The sequence below is a fragment of the Neisseria meningitidis genome, assembly GCF_022869645.1.
GTDB lineage: Bacteria > Pseudomonadota > Gammaproteobacteria > Burkholderiales > Neisseriaceae > Neisseria > Neisseria meningitidis.
This window is the reverse complement of the sequence record NZ_CP064367.1, coordinates 402,484-419,267: the sequence shown is the minus strand read 5'-3', so window position 1 is coordinate 419,267 and position 16,784 is coordinate 402,484. Positions and strand designations below refer to the sequence as shown.

The following is a 16,784-nucleotide window of genomic DNA, read 5'->3' as shown; positions in this document are numbered from 1 at the left end:
GGGGATTTTGGGGAATTTTGCAAAGGTCTCGACCTTGTGTTTTTTAAGGTATTCGATAGTATGGGCGATACCTTTGGGGTTGTTGGTTTCGGTTTTGGTTTTAGACAAAGACGAAACGGCGATGACGAAGTTTCGTTTGGCGATGTCGATATAGTGAATTAACAAAAATCAGGACAAGACGACGAAGCCGCAGACAGTACAGATAGTACGGAACCGATTCACTTGGTGCTTCAGCACCTTAGAGAATCGTTCTCTTTGAGCTAAGGCGAGGCAACGCCGTACTGGTTTTTTATATCCAATGGGTGCGGCGTTTAATCATAATCAGGCAGATAGGGATAACTAATGCCGTCTGAACGACGAATGTTCAGACGGCATTTTTACCTTTGTGCTTATAAGGCGTTTAGTGCCTGATTAAAGGTTACGCTCGGACGCATCACTTGTGCGGCTTTTTCAGGATTGGCGGCGTAGTAGCCGCCGATGTCGGCCGCTTTGCCTTGTACGGCGGAAAGCTCGGCAACGATTTTCGCTTCGTCGGCGGTCAAAGCGGCTGCCAATGGCGTAAATGCGGCTTTCAGTTCGGCATCTTTGTCTTGCGCCGCCAATTCTTGCGCCCAGTAGAGGGTGAGGTAGAAATGGCTGCCGCGGTTGTCGAGTTCGCCGGCTTTACGTTTAGGCGATTTGTCGTTCAACAGCAGTTTTTCGGTGGCTGCATCCAAAGTGTCGGCGAGGACTTGGGCTTTGGCATTGCCGGTTTTTTGCGCCAAATGTTCAAACGATACGGCGAGTGCGAGGAATTCGCCCAGCGAGTCCCAGCGCAAATGGTTTTCTTCGAGGAATTGTTGAACATGTTTCGGTGCAGAACCGCCCGCGCCGGTTTCAAACATACCGCCGCCGTTCATCAATGGAACGATAGACAGCATTTTCGCGCTTGTGCCGAGTTCCAAAATTGGGAACAAGTCGGTCAGGTAGTCGCGCAAGACATTACCGGTTACGGAGATGGTGTCTTCGCCGTTTTTCAGACGACCCAAGCTGAACTTGGCGGCTTCTTCAGGAGCGAGGACGCGGATGTCGAGGCCATTGGTATCCAGTTCGGCAAGGTAGGCTTTAACCTTGGCGAGCAGGCTCTTGTCGTGCGGACGGTTTTCGTCGAGCCAGAACACGGCAGGCGTGTTGCTCAGACGGGCGCGGTTGACGGCAAGTTGTACCCAGTCTTTAACCGGATCGTCTTTGGTTTGGCACATACGCCAGATGTCGCCTGCTTCAACGTCGTGTTGCATCAGGACTTTTCCTGCTGCATCAACCACTTGAACCTGACCGTCGGCTTCGATTTCGAAGGTTTTGTTGTGTGAACCGTATTCTTCCGCCGCTTGCGCCATCAGTCCGACGTTGGGCACAGTACCCATTGTTGTCGGATCGAATGCGCCGTGTTCGCGGCAGAAATCGATGGTTGCTTGGTAAACACCAGCGTAGCTGCTGTCGGGAATCACGGCTTTGGTGTCTTGCGCTTTGCCGTTTTTGTCCCACATACGGCCGGAATTGCGGATCATCGCAGGCATAGAAGCATCGACGATGACATCGCTAGGAACGTGCAGGTTGGTAATGCCTTTATCGGAATCGACCATTGCCAAATCAGGGTTGGCGGCGTAAACGGCAGCGATTTCAGCTTCAACGGCGGCGCGGGTGTCCGCATCCAGCTTGTCCAGATTGGCAAGCAGGTTGCCGAAGCCGTTGTTGACGTTGACGCCTGCGGCAGCCAATTTGTCGCCGAATTTTTCAAAAACAGGCGCGAAGAACACTTTGACGGCGTGTCCGAAGATAATCGGGTCGGACACTTTCATCATCGTGGCTTTCATGTGCAGCGAGAACAATACGCCTTTTGCTTTCGCGTCTTTCACTTGTTCGGCAAGGAAGGCGAGCAGGGCTTTTTTGCTCATTACGGTCGCGTCGATGATTTCGCCGGCTTTCAGGGCAACAGGATCGCGCAGCTCTTTTTTGTTGCCTTGTTTGTCGGTGAACACGATGGACACGGAAGTCGCATCGGGTACGGTAACGGATTGTTCGTTATGGAAAAAGTCGCCGCTTTGCATGGTGGCAACGTGGGTTTTGGAATCTTTCGCCCACGCGCCCATACTGTGCGGATTTTTTTTGGCAAAGTTTTTCACTGCCTTAGGGGCGCGGCGGTCGGAGTTGCCTTCGCGCAAAACGGGATTGACCGCGCTGCCTTTGATGCGGTCGTAGCGTTCGCGTACGGCTTTTTCTTCGTCGGTTTGCGGGTCGGCGGGATAGTCGGGAACGGCAAAGCCTTTAGACTGCAATTCTTTAATCGCAGCAGTCAGTTGCGGTACGGACGCGCTGATGTTCGGCAGTTTGATTACGTTTGCATCGGGTTGTTTCACCAGTTCGCCCAATTCGGCAAGCGCGTCGGGTACGCGCTGCGCCTCGGTCAGATATTCGGGGAATGCCGCCAAAATACGGCCGGACAGGGAAATGTCGGCAGTTTTGACATCAATATCGGCGTGGCGGGCAAACGCCTGCACAATCGGCAGCAGCGATTGGGTCGCCAGCGCGGGGGCTTCGTCGGTATGGGTATAAACAATGGTGGATTTTTGAGTCATAGGATTATTCTCTTGTAGGTTGGTTTTTTCTTTTGGAACACATTGCGCGGGGAATGTGCGCGGCTATTATGGCATATTTTGGCGGCTTTGTTCGCGCTTTGTTCGATCTTGGCGTGTTTGAACGCGGCTGCATGAAAGGAAGGGGGAAATGGTTTTCCCGCGTTTGGCGGCGGTCGGAGGTGCTGTGCCTGATGTGCGGCGGCATATTTTCGGTGAAATTGATTTTATAGTGGTTTAAATTTAAACCAGTACAGCGTTGCCTCGCCTTGTCGTACTGCTTGTACTGTCTGCGGCTTCGTCGCCTTGTCCTGATTTAAATTTAAATCACTATAATATTCGGTAACTGTCGGAATATCTGCTAAAATTCCGCATTTTTCCGTCCCGGGACACTCGGGGCGTATGTTCAATTTGTCGGAATGGAGTTTTAGGGATATGGGCTTGAAAAAGGCTTGTTTGACCGTGTTGTGTTTGATTGTTTTTTGTTTCGGGATATTTTATACATTTGACCGGGTAAATCATGGGGAAAGGAATGCGGTTTCCCTGCTGAAGGACAAACTCTTCAATGAAGAGGGGGAACCGGTCAATCTGATTTTCTGCTATACCATATTGCAGATGAAGGTGGCGGAAAGGATTATGGCGCAGCATCCGGGGGAGCGGTTTTATGTGGTGCTGATGTCTGAAAACAGGAATGAAAAATACGATTATTATTTCAAGCAGATAAAGGATAAAGCGGAGCGGGCGTACTTTTTCCACCTGCCCTACGGTTTGAACAAATCGTTTAATTTCATTCCGACGATGGCGGAGCTGAAGGTAAAGTCGATGCTGCTGCCGAAGGTCAAACGGATTTATTTGGCAAGTTTGGAAAAAGTCAGCATTGCCGCCTTTTTGAGCACTTACCCGGATGCGGAAATCAAAACCTTTGACGACGGGACAGGCAATTTAATTCAAAGCAGCAGCTATTTGGGCGATGAGTTTTCTGTAAACGGGACGATCAAGCGGAATTTTGCCCGGATGATGATCGGAGATTGGAGCATCGCCAAAACCCGTAATGCTTCCGACGAGCATTACACGATATTCAAGGGTTTGAAAAACATTATGGACGACGGCCGCCGCAAGATGACTTACCTGCCGCTGTTCGATGCGTCCGAACTGAAGGCGGGGGACGAAACGGGCGGCACGGTGCGGATACTTTTGGGTTCGCCCGACAAGGAGATGAAGGAAATTTCGGAAAAGGCGGCAAAAAACTTCAACATACAATATGTCGCACCGCACCCCCGCCAAACCTACGGGCTTTCCGGCGTAACCACATTAAATTCGCCCTATGTCATCGAAGACTATATTTTGCGCGAGATTAAGAAAAACCCGCATACGAGGTATGAAATTTATACCTTTTTCAGCGGCGCGGCGTTGACGATGAAGGATTTTCCCAATGTGCACGTTTACGCATTGAAACCGGCTTCCCTTCCGGAAGATTATTGGCTCAAGCCGGTGTATGCCCTGTTTACCCAATCCGGCATCCCGATTTTGACATTTGACGATAAAGATTAATCGCATAGCAAATCAAAATAGAAAATGGCGGAGTAAGTAAGGCAAAAATCAGGATATGGCGTATTTTTTGAATTGAAGATAATTTCTGATTGCTTTGCGTGTGCTGAAATGACAAAGAAAATGCCGTCTGAAGGCTTCAGACGGCATCGTTCTGTTTCGGATGTTATTCCGGCGCGCGGAAACTGTCGTGGCAGGATTTGCAGCTTGCGCCGGTTTCGCCGTAGGCGGCTTTGATTTCATCCAGTTTGCCGGTTTGGGCGGCGGCGTTGAGTTTTTCGACGGCGGCGGCGAATTTTGTTTTTTCGGCTTCAAATTTTGCACCATCCGACCAAACGGCTGGCAGTGCGCGCCCGTTGCCTTGCGGATCGGACTCAAAAAGTGTGAACGGTTTCTTGCTGCTTTCGGCAAACGACGCTGCCGCCTGTTTGAATTTTTCGACATCGTAAGGTTCTTCGCCTTTGACCATTTTGCCCATACGTGTGAATTCGGGCATCATGGATTTGAACGCGGCGGTGCGGTTTTCGGAAATTTCGCCTTTGGGTTGGGAAGGTATTCCGCTGCCTCCGCAGGCGGAAAGGAGCAGTGTGATGGCGGCAGCAGCAAGGCTGATTTGGGTTTTCATATTGAATGTGTCCTGTCGTGGTGGTATGGTTGTTGTCATTTTCAGCCGGCGCGATGCCGTCTGAAGGGTGTTATGATACCTGAAACAGGTTTGGGAAACGAGAAAGAAAGGAAAAACAATGGCTGTTTTAATTACCGGTGCTTCGGCAGGATTCGGCGAAGCGATGTGCCGCGCGTTTGTCGGGGCGGGATACTGCGTTATCGGTGCGGCGCGCCGTGCGGACAGGCTTCAGGCCTTGGCGGATGAATTGGGTGCTTTGTTTTACCCTTTGGAAATGGACGTGTCGCGCCGCGAATCGGTGGAAAATGCCTTAAACGGCATCCCCGATGAATTTTCCGACATCGACTGCCTCATCAACAATGCCGGGCTGGCTTTGGGTTTGGACACGGCGGACAAGGCGGATTTTGGAGATTGGGAAACAATGATTCAAACCAATGTTTTGGGTTTGACGTTTCTGACGCGCAAGATTTTGCCGCAAATGGTGGAACGCGGCGGCGGCTATGTGATGAATTTGGGTTCGATTGCGGGTAATTATGCTTATGCCGGCAGCAACGTTTACGGGGCAACCAAGGCGTTTGTGCGCCAGTTCAGCCTGAATTTGCGCGCGGAGTTGGCGGATAAGAACATCCGCGTTACCAATATCGAGCCGGGTTTGTGCGGCAATACGGAGTTTTCCAACGTGCGCTTCAAAGGCGATGACGAGAAGGCAGCAGGCGTGTATGAGGGTGTGGAATTTATCCGCCCCGAAGATATTGCGGAAACCGCATTGTGGCTGTACCGCCGGCCGGCGCATATGAATGTGAACACGATTGAAATTATGCCCGTGGCGCAGACTTTTGCAGGAATGAAGGTGATAAAAAAAGCCGTGCCGGAAGTGCGGGAAGACTTTGAAAAACAGAGTATGTCGCTGTTTTCCCGCATCAGATCTTGGTTCAAATGATGCGGAATGCCGTCTGAAGACAGTTTCAGACGGCATTTTTACGGGTATTTTTACGGAGTAGGCAATAAGCCCGCCAATATGGGGTTGCCTTCTTTCGGAATCGGGCGCGGATTGCCTTCCGCATCGATGGCGACATAAGTGAACACGGCTTCGGTTACGAGGTGGCGGTCTTCGGTAACGCAATCGTTCATCAAAGTTTTCACCCAGACTTCGACTTTAAGCTGGAGGGAAGTATTGCCCACGCGGACGCAATGCCCGTAGCAGCAGACGACGTTGCCGACCTTGACCGGGCGGATGAAGTTCATTTCCTGAACGGCGACGGTAACGATGCGTCCCCGCGCGATTTCCGCCGCCAATATGCCGCCGCCCAAATCCATCTGCGACATAATCCAGCCGCCGAAAATGTCTTGGTTGGGATTGGTATCGCGCGGCATAGCGACGGTACGCAGGAGCAGTTCGCCTTGAGGGCGTTGGCGGTTGCCTTCTTCGTGCTGCATAATGTTTCCTTGTTTTATTGAAATATATAGTGGATTAAATTTAAACCAGTACGGCGTTACCTCGCCTTAGCTCAAAGAGAACGATTCTCTAAGGTGCTGAAGCACCGAGTGAATCGGTTCCGTACTATCTGTACTGTCTGCGGCTTCGTCGCCTTGTCCTGATTTTTGTTAATCCACTATAAATCGGACCTGTACCCCTGCCCGAAACGGGAAGTCGGGAAGTGCGTAGTTTAACCCATTTGAGGCATACAAGGGCGGGCGTGGGACAGATTCGCAAGGCGTATTGTAGGGCGGGGCCGTAGCAACTGAACCGCCATTCCCACGAAAGTGGGAATCTAGAACGCGGGGTTTGGGCAACTGTTTTTATCCGATAAGTTTCTGTGCGGACAGGTCTAGATTCCCGCCTGCGCGGGAATGACGAATCCATCCATACGGAAACCTGCACCACGTCATTCCCACGGAAGTGGGAATCTAGAATCTCGGGGGGTTCAGTCATTTCCGATAGATTCCCGCCGCGTCGGAGGTCTGGATTCCCGCCTGCGCGGGAATGACGGGTTTTAAGATTACGGTGTTGTCGGACGGATTTCAAGATTACGGTGTTGTCGGAACGCAACTGAACCGTCATTCCCACGAAAGTGGGAATCTAGAATCTCGGGGTTTCAGTCATTTCCGATAGATTCCCGCCGCGTCGGGGGTTTGGATTCCCGCCTGCGCGGGAATGACGAATCCATCCATACGGAACCTGCACCACGTCATTCCCACGAAAGTGGGAATCTAGAACGCGGGGTTTGGGCAACTGTTTTTATCCGATAAGTTTCTGTGCGGACAGGTCTGGCTTCCCGCCTGCGCGGGAATGACGAATTTCGAGATTGCGGTATTGTCGGGAATGACGAATTTCAAGATTGCGGTGTTGTCGGAACGCAACTGAACCGTCATTCCCACGGAAGTGGGAATCTAGAACGCGGGGTTTCAGTCATTTCCGATAGATTCCCGCCGCGTCGGAGGTCTGGATTCCCGCCTGCGCGGGAATGACGAATTTCGAGATTGCGGTGTTGTCGGGAATGACGGATCCATCCATACGGAAACCTGCATCCCGTCATTCCCACGAAAGTGGGAATCTAGAACGCGGGGTTTGGGCAACTGTTTTTATCCGATAAGTTTCTGTGCGGACAGGTCTGGATTCCCGCCTGTGCGGGAATGACGAATTTCAAGATTGCGGCGTTGTCGGAAATGACGGGTTTCAAGATTACGGTGTTGTCGGAACGAAACTGAATCGTCATTCCCACGGAAGTGGGAATCTAGAATCTCGGGGTTTCAGTCATTTCCGATAGATTCCCGCCGCGTCAGGGGTCTGGATTCCCGCCTGTGCGGGAATGACGGGTTTCAAGATTACGGTGTTGTCGGGAATGACGGTTCGGGTATTTCCACGCCCGCCCCGCGTCTGTAAACGGCAGGTGAATCAAAAATGCCGTCTGAAGGTTCAGACGGCATCGGTGTCGGGGAATCAGAAGCGGTAGCGCACGCCCAATGAGACTTCGTGGGTTTTGAAGCGGGTGTTTTCCAAGCGTCCCCAGTTGTGGTAGCGGTATCCGGTGTCTAAAGTCAGCTTGGGCGTGATGTCGAAACCGACACCGGCGACGACACCAAGACCCAAGCGGCGGATGCTGTGGCTTTCGTGATAGGCGTCTTGCGTACTTCCCTGATTATAAATCGTAGGTGTTCCGCCAGGAATATTGGTGGGGACGGTAAGAACATTTGTTGTTTTTTTGGTCGAATCGATGCTGTGTCTAACATGTCCGTAGGCGACGCGCACGCCTGCATAGGGTTTGAAGCGGGAACCGGTATTGAAATCGTAAACGGCGGACAAGCCGAGCGAGGAGACGGCGTGGAATGTACCGTTTTCCTGATTTTCCGTCTTCAGGTCTTGCCTGTTGCCATTGCTTTTATTCACCTGCACATTTTTTGTGTTGACGGAATATTTATTGTCGTTCCATTTTCTGTAACTGGCATAATCTGCCGCTATCCTCCAGTCGCCGAAATCGTAGCCGACCGACACCCGAGGGTGGATGGAATGCGTACGGATGTTTCTGAAATAATCGCTTACTGTGCTTGTGTTGTTTGCACCGGTTGCTTGCGGATAATCGTGGGTAATGCGTTCGGCGGCGTAGGCTAAATCCGCCTGCACATAATACGGGCTGCGGCTGCCGTCTTCACTTGCCGCCTGCGCTGCGGAAGAGAAGAGAAGAGAAGAGAAGAGAAGAGAAGAGAAGGTTTTTTGGGGGCTGGATTCATTTTCGACTCCGTATTCGGTTTAACTGATTAAAAAGAACGATTTTCACTGATGGTTCAAGGGCGGATTATATCGGGTTTGGGGCGATGTTTCAACACAATGTAGCGGATGAACAAAAAAGAGAACGATTCTCTAAGGTGCTGAAGCACCGAGTGAATCGGTTCCGTACTATTTGTACTGTCTGCGGCTTCGTCGCCTTGTCCTGATTTTTGTTAATCCGCTATAAAGACCGTCGGGCATCTGCAGCCGTCATTCCCGCGCAGGCGGGAATCTAGTCTGTTCGGTTTCAGTTATTTCCGATAAATGCCTGTTGCTTTTCATTTCTAGATTCCCACTTTCGTGGGAATGACGGTTCAGTTGCTACGGTTACTGTCAGGTTTCGGTTATGTTGGAATTTCGGGAAACTTATGAATCGTCATTCCCGCGCAGGCGGGAATCCAGACCTTAGAACAACAGCAATATTCAAAGATTATCTGAAAGTCCGAGATTCTAGATTCCCACGAAAGTGGGAATCCAGGATGTAAAATCTCAAGAAACCGTTTTATCCGATAAGTTCCTGCACTGACAGACCTAGATTCCCGCCTGCGCGGGAATGACGGGATTTTAGGTTTCTGATTTTGGTTTTCTGTCCTTGTGGGAATGACGGGATGTAGGTTCGTAGGAATGACGTGGTGCAGGTTTCCGTGCGGATGGATTCGTCATTCCCGCGCAGGCGGGAATCTAGACCTTAGAACAACAGCAATATTCAAAGATTATCTGAAAGTCTGAGATTCTAGATTCCCGCTTTCGCGGGAATGACGAAAAGTGGTGGGAATGACGGTTCAGTTGCTACGGTTATTGTCAGGTTTCGGTTATGTTGGAATTTCGGGAAACTTATGAATCGTCATTCCCGCGCAGGCGGGAATCTAGTCTGTTCGGTTTCAGTTATTTCCGATAAATGCCTGTTGCTTTTCATTTCTAGATTCCCGCTTTTGCGGGAATGACGGCGACAAGGTTGCTGTTATAGTGGATGAACAAAAACCAGTACGGCGTTGCCTCGCTTTAGCTCAAAGAGAACGATTCTCTAAGGTGCTGAAGCACCAAGTGAATCGGTTCCGTACTATCTGTACTGTCTGAGGCTTCGTCGCCTTGTCCTGATTTTTGTTAATTCACTATATCGCGATTTTTCGGCATTTGCCTTTCGGGGCGGCTTGTGTCTCGTGCGTGATGTTGCGTGTGGGAATGTTCGGATTGTCAGAAGCAATATGGGAGAAGATGATGTATGAGATAAAACAGCCTTTTCATAGCGGATACTTGCAGGTGTCTGAAATTCATCAAATTTATTGGGAAGAGTCGGGCAATCCCGACGGTGTGCCGGTCATTTTTTTACATGGCGGGCCGGGCGCGGGGGCTTCGCCTGAATGTCGGGGTTTTTTCAATCCCGATGTGTTCCGCATCGTCATCATCGACCAGCGCGGTTGCGGACGTTCGCGCCCGTATGCTTGTGCGGAAGACAATACGACTTGGGATTTGGTGGCGGATATTGAAAAAGTCCGTGAAATGCTGGGTATCAGGAAATGGCTGGTGTTCGGCTGTTCGTGGGGCAGCACTTTGTCGCTGGCTTATGCCCAAACCCATCCTGAACGGGTAAAGGGATTGGTATTGCGCGGGATATTTTTGTGCAGGCCGTCTGAAACGGCGTGGCTGAACGAGGCGGGCGGTGTGAGCCGGATTTATCCGGAACAATGGCAAAAATTTGTCGCGCCGATTGCTGAAAATCGGCGGAACCGGCTGATTGAGGCGTATCACGGATTGCTGTTTCATCAAGATGAAGAAGTGTGCCTGTCTGCCGCAAAGGCTTGGGCGGATTGGGAAAGCTATCTGATCCGTTTCGAGCCGGAGGAAGTGGATGAAGATGCTTATGCCTCACTGGCAATCGCGCGTTTGGAAAACCATTATTTTGTCAACGGCGGCTGGTTGCAGGGCGATAGGGCGATTTTGAACAATATCGGCAAAATACGGCATATCCCGACCATTATCGTGCAGGGGCGGTATGATTTGTGTACGCCGATGCAGAGTGCGTGGGCGCTGTCGAAAGCCTTTCCCGAAGCGGAATTGAGGGTGGTTCAGGCAGGGCATCGTGCGTTCGATCCGCCTTTGGTGGATGCGTTGGTTCAGGCAGTTGAGGATATTTTGCCCCATTTGTTGTAAAAAGTTCCGCATAAAAAAGCAGCTTCTGTTTGGAAGCTGCTTTTGTTTTGAATGGTTTAACGCAGTTCGGAATGGAGTTTGCCCAATAATGCGGATGCGTCTTTGCCGGCATATGCGCTGCCGTCTTTGTTGAGCAGGACGATGCGCGAGCCGTTGGCGACAGGCTCGGCATAGACAATCAGTTCCGGCTGTTCGGCAGGTTTCTCCGCTTTGCCTTTGCCCAGCAGGCGTTTGAACAGGCCGGGTTTTTGTTCGGTAACTGCATTGCTTTCGTTCGGGGCTTTTTGAACCAGGAAAGCGTGGCGTTCGGTGTTTTGACCGACGACGGTCAGCCCGATGCGGTCGAGGGCGAGCACGGTGCGCCGCCAGTTTCTGCCGTAGTCGCCTAAGACAATCAGGCTTTTGCCTTCGATACGCGCCATTTCGTTGGCGGCGGGAAGGGTAGGTTTTTTTGCCGATGCGTTTTCCGCCTGCTGTCCGTCAACGCCCAAATATTGCATAAAGCGCGTCAGGAAAGCGGCTTCGAGGTTGGGATCGGACGGGGAGGGCTGCCATACGGTCGTGTCTTTGTCTTTGCCGCCGTACACTTCTTTCATGGCTTTGTGGGCGAAGAAGATGTCGGAAACGCCGTTTTTGCCCTGTTCGATACGGACGATGAATTTGTCGCGCTCGCCGGTGGAGTAGATGCCGCCCAAACCGACTGTGTCGAATAGGCGGCGCAAGCTGTCTTGGGGGATTTTGGCACGGTTTTCCGCCCACTCGGTTTCCATTTGTCCGATGGCGGGTTCTTCGGATTTGATGTCGAAGCCGTTTTCCTGCCAAAAGGCTTTCAGGAGCGGCCAGATTTCGGCATGAGACTTGCCGTCGACAACGAGCCAGCGTTGGCTGCCGTCGCGCTCGAGGCGGACACCTTTGACGCTTTTCAATACTTCGGCATCGGCAGGCTGTTGGACGGCGGGTGTGCGGCGTTTTTCCAAATCGCTGGCGCGGACGGCGCCCGAACCGGCAGGCAGGCGGTAGAGGTTGCCTTGGTCGGGGTTGTTCAAATCAGGTGGGACTTCGAGTTTGATCAGGCGGTGCGACCGGCTTTGGTAGTCGAGCTTGGGCTGTTCGGTTTTGCTGCCGGAGCAGGCGGCAAGCCCGATGAGTGCGAGCGCGGCAATGACGGGTTTGATATGGGTCATCGTGTCATCCTGTGTGATGGATATTAAAGTGTTTGTTGCGTTATGCCGTCTGAACGCTTCAGACGGCATGGCTATATTTAAAGTTGTCCTGAGGCTTTCAGGGCGGCGCGGACTTTTGCCTGTCCGCCTTCCGTCAGCGGAACGAGCGGCAGGCGGACGTGCGGTTCGCATCTGCCCAAGGCGGATACCGCCCATTTCGGTGCGGCGGGGCTGGGTTCGCAGAACATGGTGTCGTAAATCGGAATCAGCCGGTTGTTGAGCTCGCGTGCGAGGGCGATATCGCCTTGAAGCGCGGCGCGGCACATATCGGCAAAGAGCTTGGGTGCGGCGTTGGCGGCTACGGTAATCACGCCGTGTCCGCCGCACAGCATGAACGGCAGGGCGGTATGGTCGTCGCCGGAAAGGACGGCGAAGCCTTCGGGCGCGCGGTTGATGAGTTCGATGTTGCTGCCGATGTTGCCGCTGGCTTCTTTCACGCCGACGATGTTGGGGATTTCGGCAAGGCGCAGGATGGTTTCGTTGTTCATGCTGACGACGGTTCTGCCGGGAACGTTGTAGAGTATCATCGGAATCGCGGCGGTTTCGGCAACGGCTTTGAAATGGCGGTACATGCCTTCTTGCGAAGGTTTGTTGTAATAGGGGACGACGGAGAGGGTGTAGTCCGCCCCGGCTTTTTCGGCGGCTTGGGAAAGGGCGATGGCTTCGACGGTGTTGTTTGCCCCTGTGCCGGCGATGACGGGGACGCGTTTGGCAACGTGTTTGACGACGGCTTCGATGACGGCGGTGTGTTCTTCGACGGAGAGGGTGGCGGATTCGCCTGTCGTGCCGACGGCAACGATGCCGTCCGTGCCGTTTTCAATGTGCCAGTCGATCAAATCGCGGAGTTGTTCGTAATGGATGCTGCCGTCTTGATTCATCGGGGTAATCAGGGCAACCAGGCTACCTTGTAACATACAGAACCTTTTATCAGTTGTGGTGTAGGGGGCGGTAATGCTTCTGATTGTAGCCTACTTTACCGCAGGTGTGAAATCCGGCGGGTTGCAGATGTGGGGCGTTTGCGCCGAAAGGTATGGTGGAAATTGATTTTTCCTGTTTGAAATCATTTTATTATATTCGCCGGTTTATGCCGGTGCCGTCGGATTTATAGTGGATTAACAAAAACCAGTACGGTGTTGCCTCGCCTTAGCTCAAAGAGAACGATTCTCTAAGGTGCTGAAGCACCAAGTGAATCGGTTCCGTACTATTTGTACTGTCTGCGGCTTCGTCGCCTTGTCCTGATTTTTGTTAATCCACTATAAAATGTGGTAAACGTGTGGGGCAGACGGATGCCGTCTGAAATGTAAATTGAAGCCGTGCGGCAGATTCGCTACAATCCGCGCTTGGATTTTTCAACCTTTAAAATAAGGAAATACAATGAGCGGTCAGTTGGGCAAAGGGGCGGATTCGCCTGATTTGGTGTACGGTTTGGAAGACAGGCCGCCGTTCGGTAATGCGCTCTTGAGTGCCGTTACCCATCTTTTGGCGATTTTTGTGCCGATGATTACGCCCGCGCTGATTGTGGGCGGCGCGCTGGAACTGCCGGTGGAAATGACGGCGTATCTCGTGTCGATGGCGATGGTTGCGTCGGGTGTCGGCACTTATTTGCAGGTCAACCGCTTCGGGCCGGTCGGTTCGGGGATGCTGTCCATCCAGTCGGTGAATTTCTCGTTCGTTACCGTCATGATTGCGCTCGGCGCGGGGATGAAAGAGGGCGGTTTGACTAAGGATGCGATGATTTCGACGCTCTTGGGTGTATCGTTTGTCGGCGCGTTTTTGGTGTGTTTCTCGGCGTGGCTGCTGCCGTATTTGAAAAAAGTGATTACGCCGACGGTCAGTGGCGTGGTCGTGATGCTGATTGGCTTGAGTTTGGTACACGTCGGTATTACCGATTTCGGCGGCGGCTTCGGCGCGAAGGCGGACGGCACGTTCGGCTCGATGGAAAACCTGGGGCTGGCTTCGCTGGTGTTGCTGATTGTGTTGATATTCAACTGCATGAAAAACCCGCTGTTGCGGATGAGCGGCATCGCGGTCGGTCTGATTGCCGGTTACATTGTCGCGCTGTTTTTGGGCAAGGTGGATTTTTCCGCGCTGCAAAACCTGCCGCTGGTTACGCTGCCCGTACCGTTTAAATATGGTTTTGCTTTTGACTGGCACGCATTTATTGTGGCGGGTGCGATTTTCCTGTTGAGCGTGTTTGAGGCGGTCGGCGATTTGACCGCAACGGCAATGGTGTCCGATCAGCCGATTGAAGGCGAGGAATACACCAAACGCCTGCGCGGCGGCGTGTTGGCAGACGGCTTGGTGTCGGTGATTGCGACGGCTTTGGGTTCGCTGCCGCTGACAACGTTTGCGCAAAACAACGGCGTGATTCAGATGACCGGCGTGGCTTCGCGCCATGTGGGCAAATATATTGCCGTGATTTTGGTGCTGTTGGGTCTGTTCCCCGTTGTCGGACGCGCGTTTACGACGATTCCGAGTCCGGTTTTAGGCGGCGCGATGGTTTTGATGTTCGGCTTGATTGCGATTGCGGGTGTGCGGATTTTGGTCAGCCACGGCATCCGCAGGCGCGAGGCGGTGATTGCGGCGACTTCGGTCGGCTTGGGCTTGGGCGTGGCGTTTGAGCCGGAAGTGTTTAAAAACCTGCCCGTCTTGTTCCAAAACTCTATTTCCGCCGGCGGCATTACGGCAGTCTTGCTGAATTTGGTCTTGCCCGAAGATAAAACCGAGGCGGCGGTCAAGTTTGATACCGACCACTTGGAACACTGATTTTGAAAACGAATGCCGTCTGAAACAGAATCCCTGTTTCAGACGGCATTGTTTTTGAGACTTACGCTTTTTCGTTTTTTAATACGCGCTGCCGGCGGGTTTCACTTAATACCATTCCTGCGGACACGGAGACGTTCATGCTTTCGACCGTGCCGAACATGGGTATGGACACCAGCATGTCGCAATGTTCGCGTGTCAGGCGGCGCATACCGTCGCCTTCGTTGCCCATCACCCATGCCGCGCTGTCGGGCAGATCGCAATGGTAAAGGTCGGCGTTGCCGCCCATATCGGTGCCGATAATCCAAATGCCGTATTCTTTCAGCTCGCGCAGGGTGCGGGCGAGGTTGGTTACGGTGATGTAGGGGACGGTTTCCGCCGCGCCGCTGGCGACTTTGCTGACGGTGGCGTTCAGCCCCGCGCTTTTGTCTTTCGGTGCGATGACGGCGTGTACGCCCATTGCGTCGGCGGTACGCAGGCACGCGCCGAGGTTGTGCGGATCGGTGATGCCGTCGAGTATCAGCAACAGCGGCGGTTCGCTGAGGTTTTCCAATACGTCTTCGAGGTGGACGTGGTTTTTGGAGGCATCGATAAATCCGACCACGCCCTGATGGCGCGCGCCTTTGCTGATGGCGTTGAGGCGGTCGGCATCGGCAAAATATACGCGGATGTTTTCGTTTGCCGCCTTTTCCAACACTTCGCGCGTGCGTGCGTCTGATTTGCCTTCTTGGATGTAGAGTTCGACGATGGATTTAGGGTTTTGCCACAATCGGGCGTTGACGGCGTGAAAGCCGTAGATGGGTCTTTGGTTTGCCATAATGGTGCTTTGTGAAAAGGGTTCAGACGGCATTATAGCAATTTGCCGGTATGCCGTCTGAAGGGGTTAAAACAGGTAGGCGATGTATTTCACCAACAGGATAAACAAGATGGATACGGCGCAGCCGATTTTGAATGCCGTGCCGATGACAAGTCCCAACAGTGTACCCAAGCCCGCTTTCCCTGCCTGAAGCATATTGCGTCTGTCGATGAGTTCGCCTGCCGCCGCGCCGATAAAGGGGCCGAGTATTAGTCCGGGAAGGGAGAAAAATATGCCGATGATGCTGCCGATAAAAGCACCGCGAACGGCGAGCCTGCCCGCTCCGGTATATTTTGTCCCCCATATGCCTGCCACATAGTCCGCCAGTATGCCGGCAAGGCTGATGAGTCCGACCGTCCACAAAACACCTGCGCCGTAGATTTGGTAGCCGCCGGAGTAGGCGAGCAGCCATGTTCCGGCAAACATCAATGCCAATCCGGGCAGGGCGGGGTAAACGATGCCCGCCGTACCGACGGCTATCAGGGCGAGGGCGAGGATGACGGTCAGTACGATCATAGGTTCAACCTTTTCTTTTGTTCTGAAAAAAATGGCTTAATACGGCGCGGCATTCTTCTTGCAGGATTCCGCCCCGTATGGCGGTGTGCGTATTGAGGCGTTTGTCGGCAAACAGGTTGACAATGCTGCCTGCCGCGCCGGTTTTGGGTTCTGCCGCACCGTAGATCACGCGCCTGATTCGTGCCTGTATCAGTGCGGACGCGCACATGGCGCAGGGTTCGAGGGTGATGTAGATGTCGCATCCGTCAAGGCGGTAGTTTTGCATTTCTCTGCCTGCCTGTGCCAAGGCGTTGATTTCGGCGTGTCGGCTGACATTGCAGTCGGCAATGCAGGTGTTGTGTGCCGATGCGATGATTTTGCCGTCTGAAACGATGACTGCCCCGACGGGTATTTCGCCGTCGGCGGAGGATTGTTCTGCTTGGCGCAGTGCTTCGCACATGAAGTGTTCCATTTCTTCCTGCGGCGGAAAGGCGGCGACGGGCGGATGGTTTTTCAATTCGGCAAGCAGGCGGGCTTTATGCGCTTGGGACATTTCTTGCGGCGGCGTGCCGTCCAGCAGCGACTCGAGTTGCCACAGCGTGCTTTTCGTGAGGGTCAAGCCCGATTCTTTGAGCAGCAGAAAGGCTTTGACCGAACCGTTTTGCCGCAGTTCTTCGAGCGTACGGATACCGAGCCTGTGCAGGGCGGCGACGGTTTTGGGGGCGAGCGGCGGCGTGGTCAGCAT

Annotated in this window: 12 protein-coding genes and 2 pseudogenes; 4 read left to right on the top strand and 10 right to left on the bottom strand. The window is 52.9% G+C overall.

The window, feature by feature from the left end; translation table 11 throughout:
• Positions 1–30: 30 nt before the first annotated feature.
• Positions 31–165, bottom strand: a pseudogene (locus IUJ45_RS02190) (IS110 family transposase); the annotation flags it as partial.
• Positions 166–389: 224 nt separating this feature from the next.
• Positions 390–2,615, bottom strand: a complete 2,226-nt coding sequence (locus tag IUJ45_RS02185; RefSeq protein WP_002246123.1) for an NADP-dependent isocitrate dehydrogenase — start codon at positions 2,613–2,615, stop codon at positions 390–392.
• 432 nt (positions 2,616–3,047) lie between these two features.
• Between IUJ45_RS02185 and lst the strand changes: the two genes are divergently transcribed.
• Positions 3,048–4,163, top strand: a complete 1,116-nt coding sequence (lst, locus tag IUJ45_RS02180; RefSeq protein ID WP_002234614.1) for an N-acetyllactosaminide alpha-2,3-sialyltransferase — start codon at positions 3,048–3,050, stop codon at positions 4,161–4,163.
• 163 nt (positions 4,164–4,326) lie between these two features.
• On the opposite strand, the gene IUJ45_RS02175 is transcribed toward lst, so the two are convergent.
• A complete protein-coding gene (locus IUJ45_RS02175; RefSeq protein ID WP_002246124.1) occupies positions 4,327–4,785 on the bottom strand; it encodes a c-type cytochrome in 459 nt (152 codons plus the stop codon).
• A 118-nt stretch (positions 4,786–4,903) separates the two neighbouring features.
• Here IUJ45_RS02175 and IUJ45_RS02170 point away from each other — a divergent pair, with 118 nt between their 5' ends.
• Entirely contained in the window at positions 4,904–5,725 is an 822-nt protein-coding gene (locus IUJ45_RS02170) for an SDR family oxidoreductase (RefSeq protein WP_002249321.1), read from the top strand.
• Between the two features lie 50 nt (positions 5,726–5,775).
• Here IUJ45_RS02170 and yciA read toward each other — a convergent pair whose 3' ends face one another.
• Entirely contained in the window at positions 5,776–6,222 is a 447-nt protein-coding gene (yciA, locus tag IUJ45_RS02165; protein ID WP_002241449.1) for an acyl-CoA thioester hydrolase YciA, read from the bottom strand.
• Between the two features lie 1,504 nt (positions 6,223–7,726).
• Positions 7,727–8,491: pseudogene (locus IUJ45_RS02160) on the bottom strand (opacity family porin); the annotation flags it as partial.
• Positions 8,492–9,769: 1,278 nt separating this feature from the next.
• Here IUJ45_RS02160 and pip point away from each other — a divergent pair.
• A complete protein-coding gene (pip, locus tag IUJ45_RS02155; RefSeq protein WP_002249322.1) occupies positions 9,770–10,702 on the top strand; it encodes a prolyl aminopeptidase in 933 nt (310 codons plus the stop codon).
• A gap of 56 nt (positions 10,703–10,758) precedes the next feature.
• Here pip and bamC read toward each other — a convergent pair whose 3' ends face one another.
• Together bamC and dapA are read right to left on the bottom strand one after the other, a co-directional pair.
• A complete protein-coding gene (bamC, locus tag IUJ45_RS02150; protein WP_002221140.1) occupies positions 10,759–11,955 on the bottom strand; it encodes an outer membrane protein assembly factor BamC in 1,197 nt (398 codons plus the stop codon).
• 8 nt (positions 11,956–11,963) lie between these two features.
• Positions 11,964–12,839 (bottom strand): 4-hydroxy-tetrahydrodipicolinate synthase, encoded by an 876-nt coding sequence (gene dapA / locus IUJ45_RS02145; protein WP_002249323.1) that lies wholly within the window; start codon positions 12,837–12,839, stop codon positions 11,964–11,966.
• 460 nt (positions 12,840–13,299) lie between these two features.
• On the opposite strand from dapA, the gene IUJ45_RS02140 reads away from it, so the two are divergent.
• On the top strand, positions 13,300–14,691 hold the full coding sequence (locus tag IUJ45_RS02140) for a nucleobase:cation symporter-2 family protein (protein WP_002249324.1): 1,392 nt from the start codon (positions 13,300–13,302) through the stop codon (positions 14,689–14,691).
• 61 nt (positions 14,692–14,752) lie between these two features.
• On the opposite strand, the gene rlmB is transcribed toward IUJ45_RS02140, so the two are convergent.
• The 3 genes from rlmB to tadA all read right to left on the bottom strand — a co-directional run bounded on the left by rlmB (position 14,753) and on the right by tadA (position 16,784).
• Complete coding sequence (gene rlmB / locus IUJ45_RS02135) at positions 14,753–15,505, bottom strand: 23S rRNA (guanosine(2251)-2'-O)-methyltransferase RlmB (protein ID WP_002246891.1); 753 nt, start codon at positions 15,503–15,505, stop codon at positions 14,753–14,755.
• Between the two features lie 66 nt (positions 15,506–15,571).
• Positions 15,572–16,060, bottom strand: a complete 489-nt coding sequence (locus IUJ45_RS02130) for a DUF456 domain-containing protein (RefSeq protein ID WP_002249325.1) — start codon at positions 16,058–16,060, stop codon at positions 15,572–15,574.
• A 4-nt stretch (positions 16,061–16,064) separates the two neighbouring features.
• Positions 16,065–16,784 carry a tRNA adenosine(34) deaminase TadA gene (gene tadA / locus IUJ45_RS02125; RefSeq protein ID WP_002249326.1) on the bottom strand — a complete coding sequence of 240 codons (720 nt, stop codon included), beginning with the start codon at positions 16,782–16,784 and terminating at the stop codon, positions 16,065–16,067.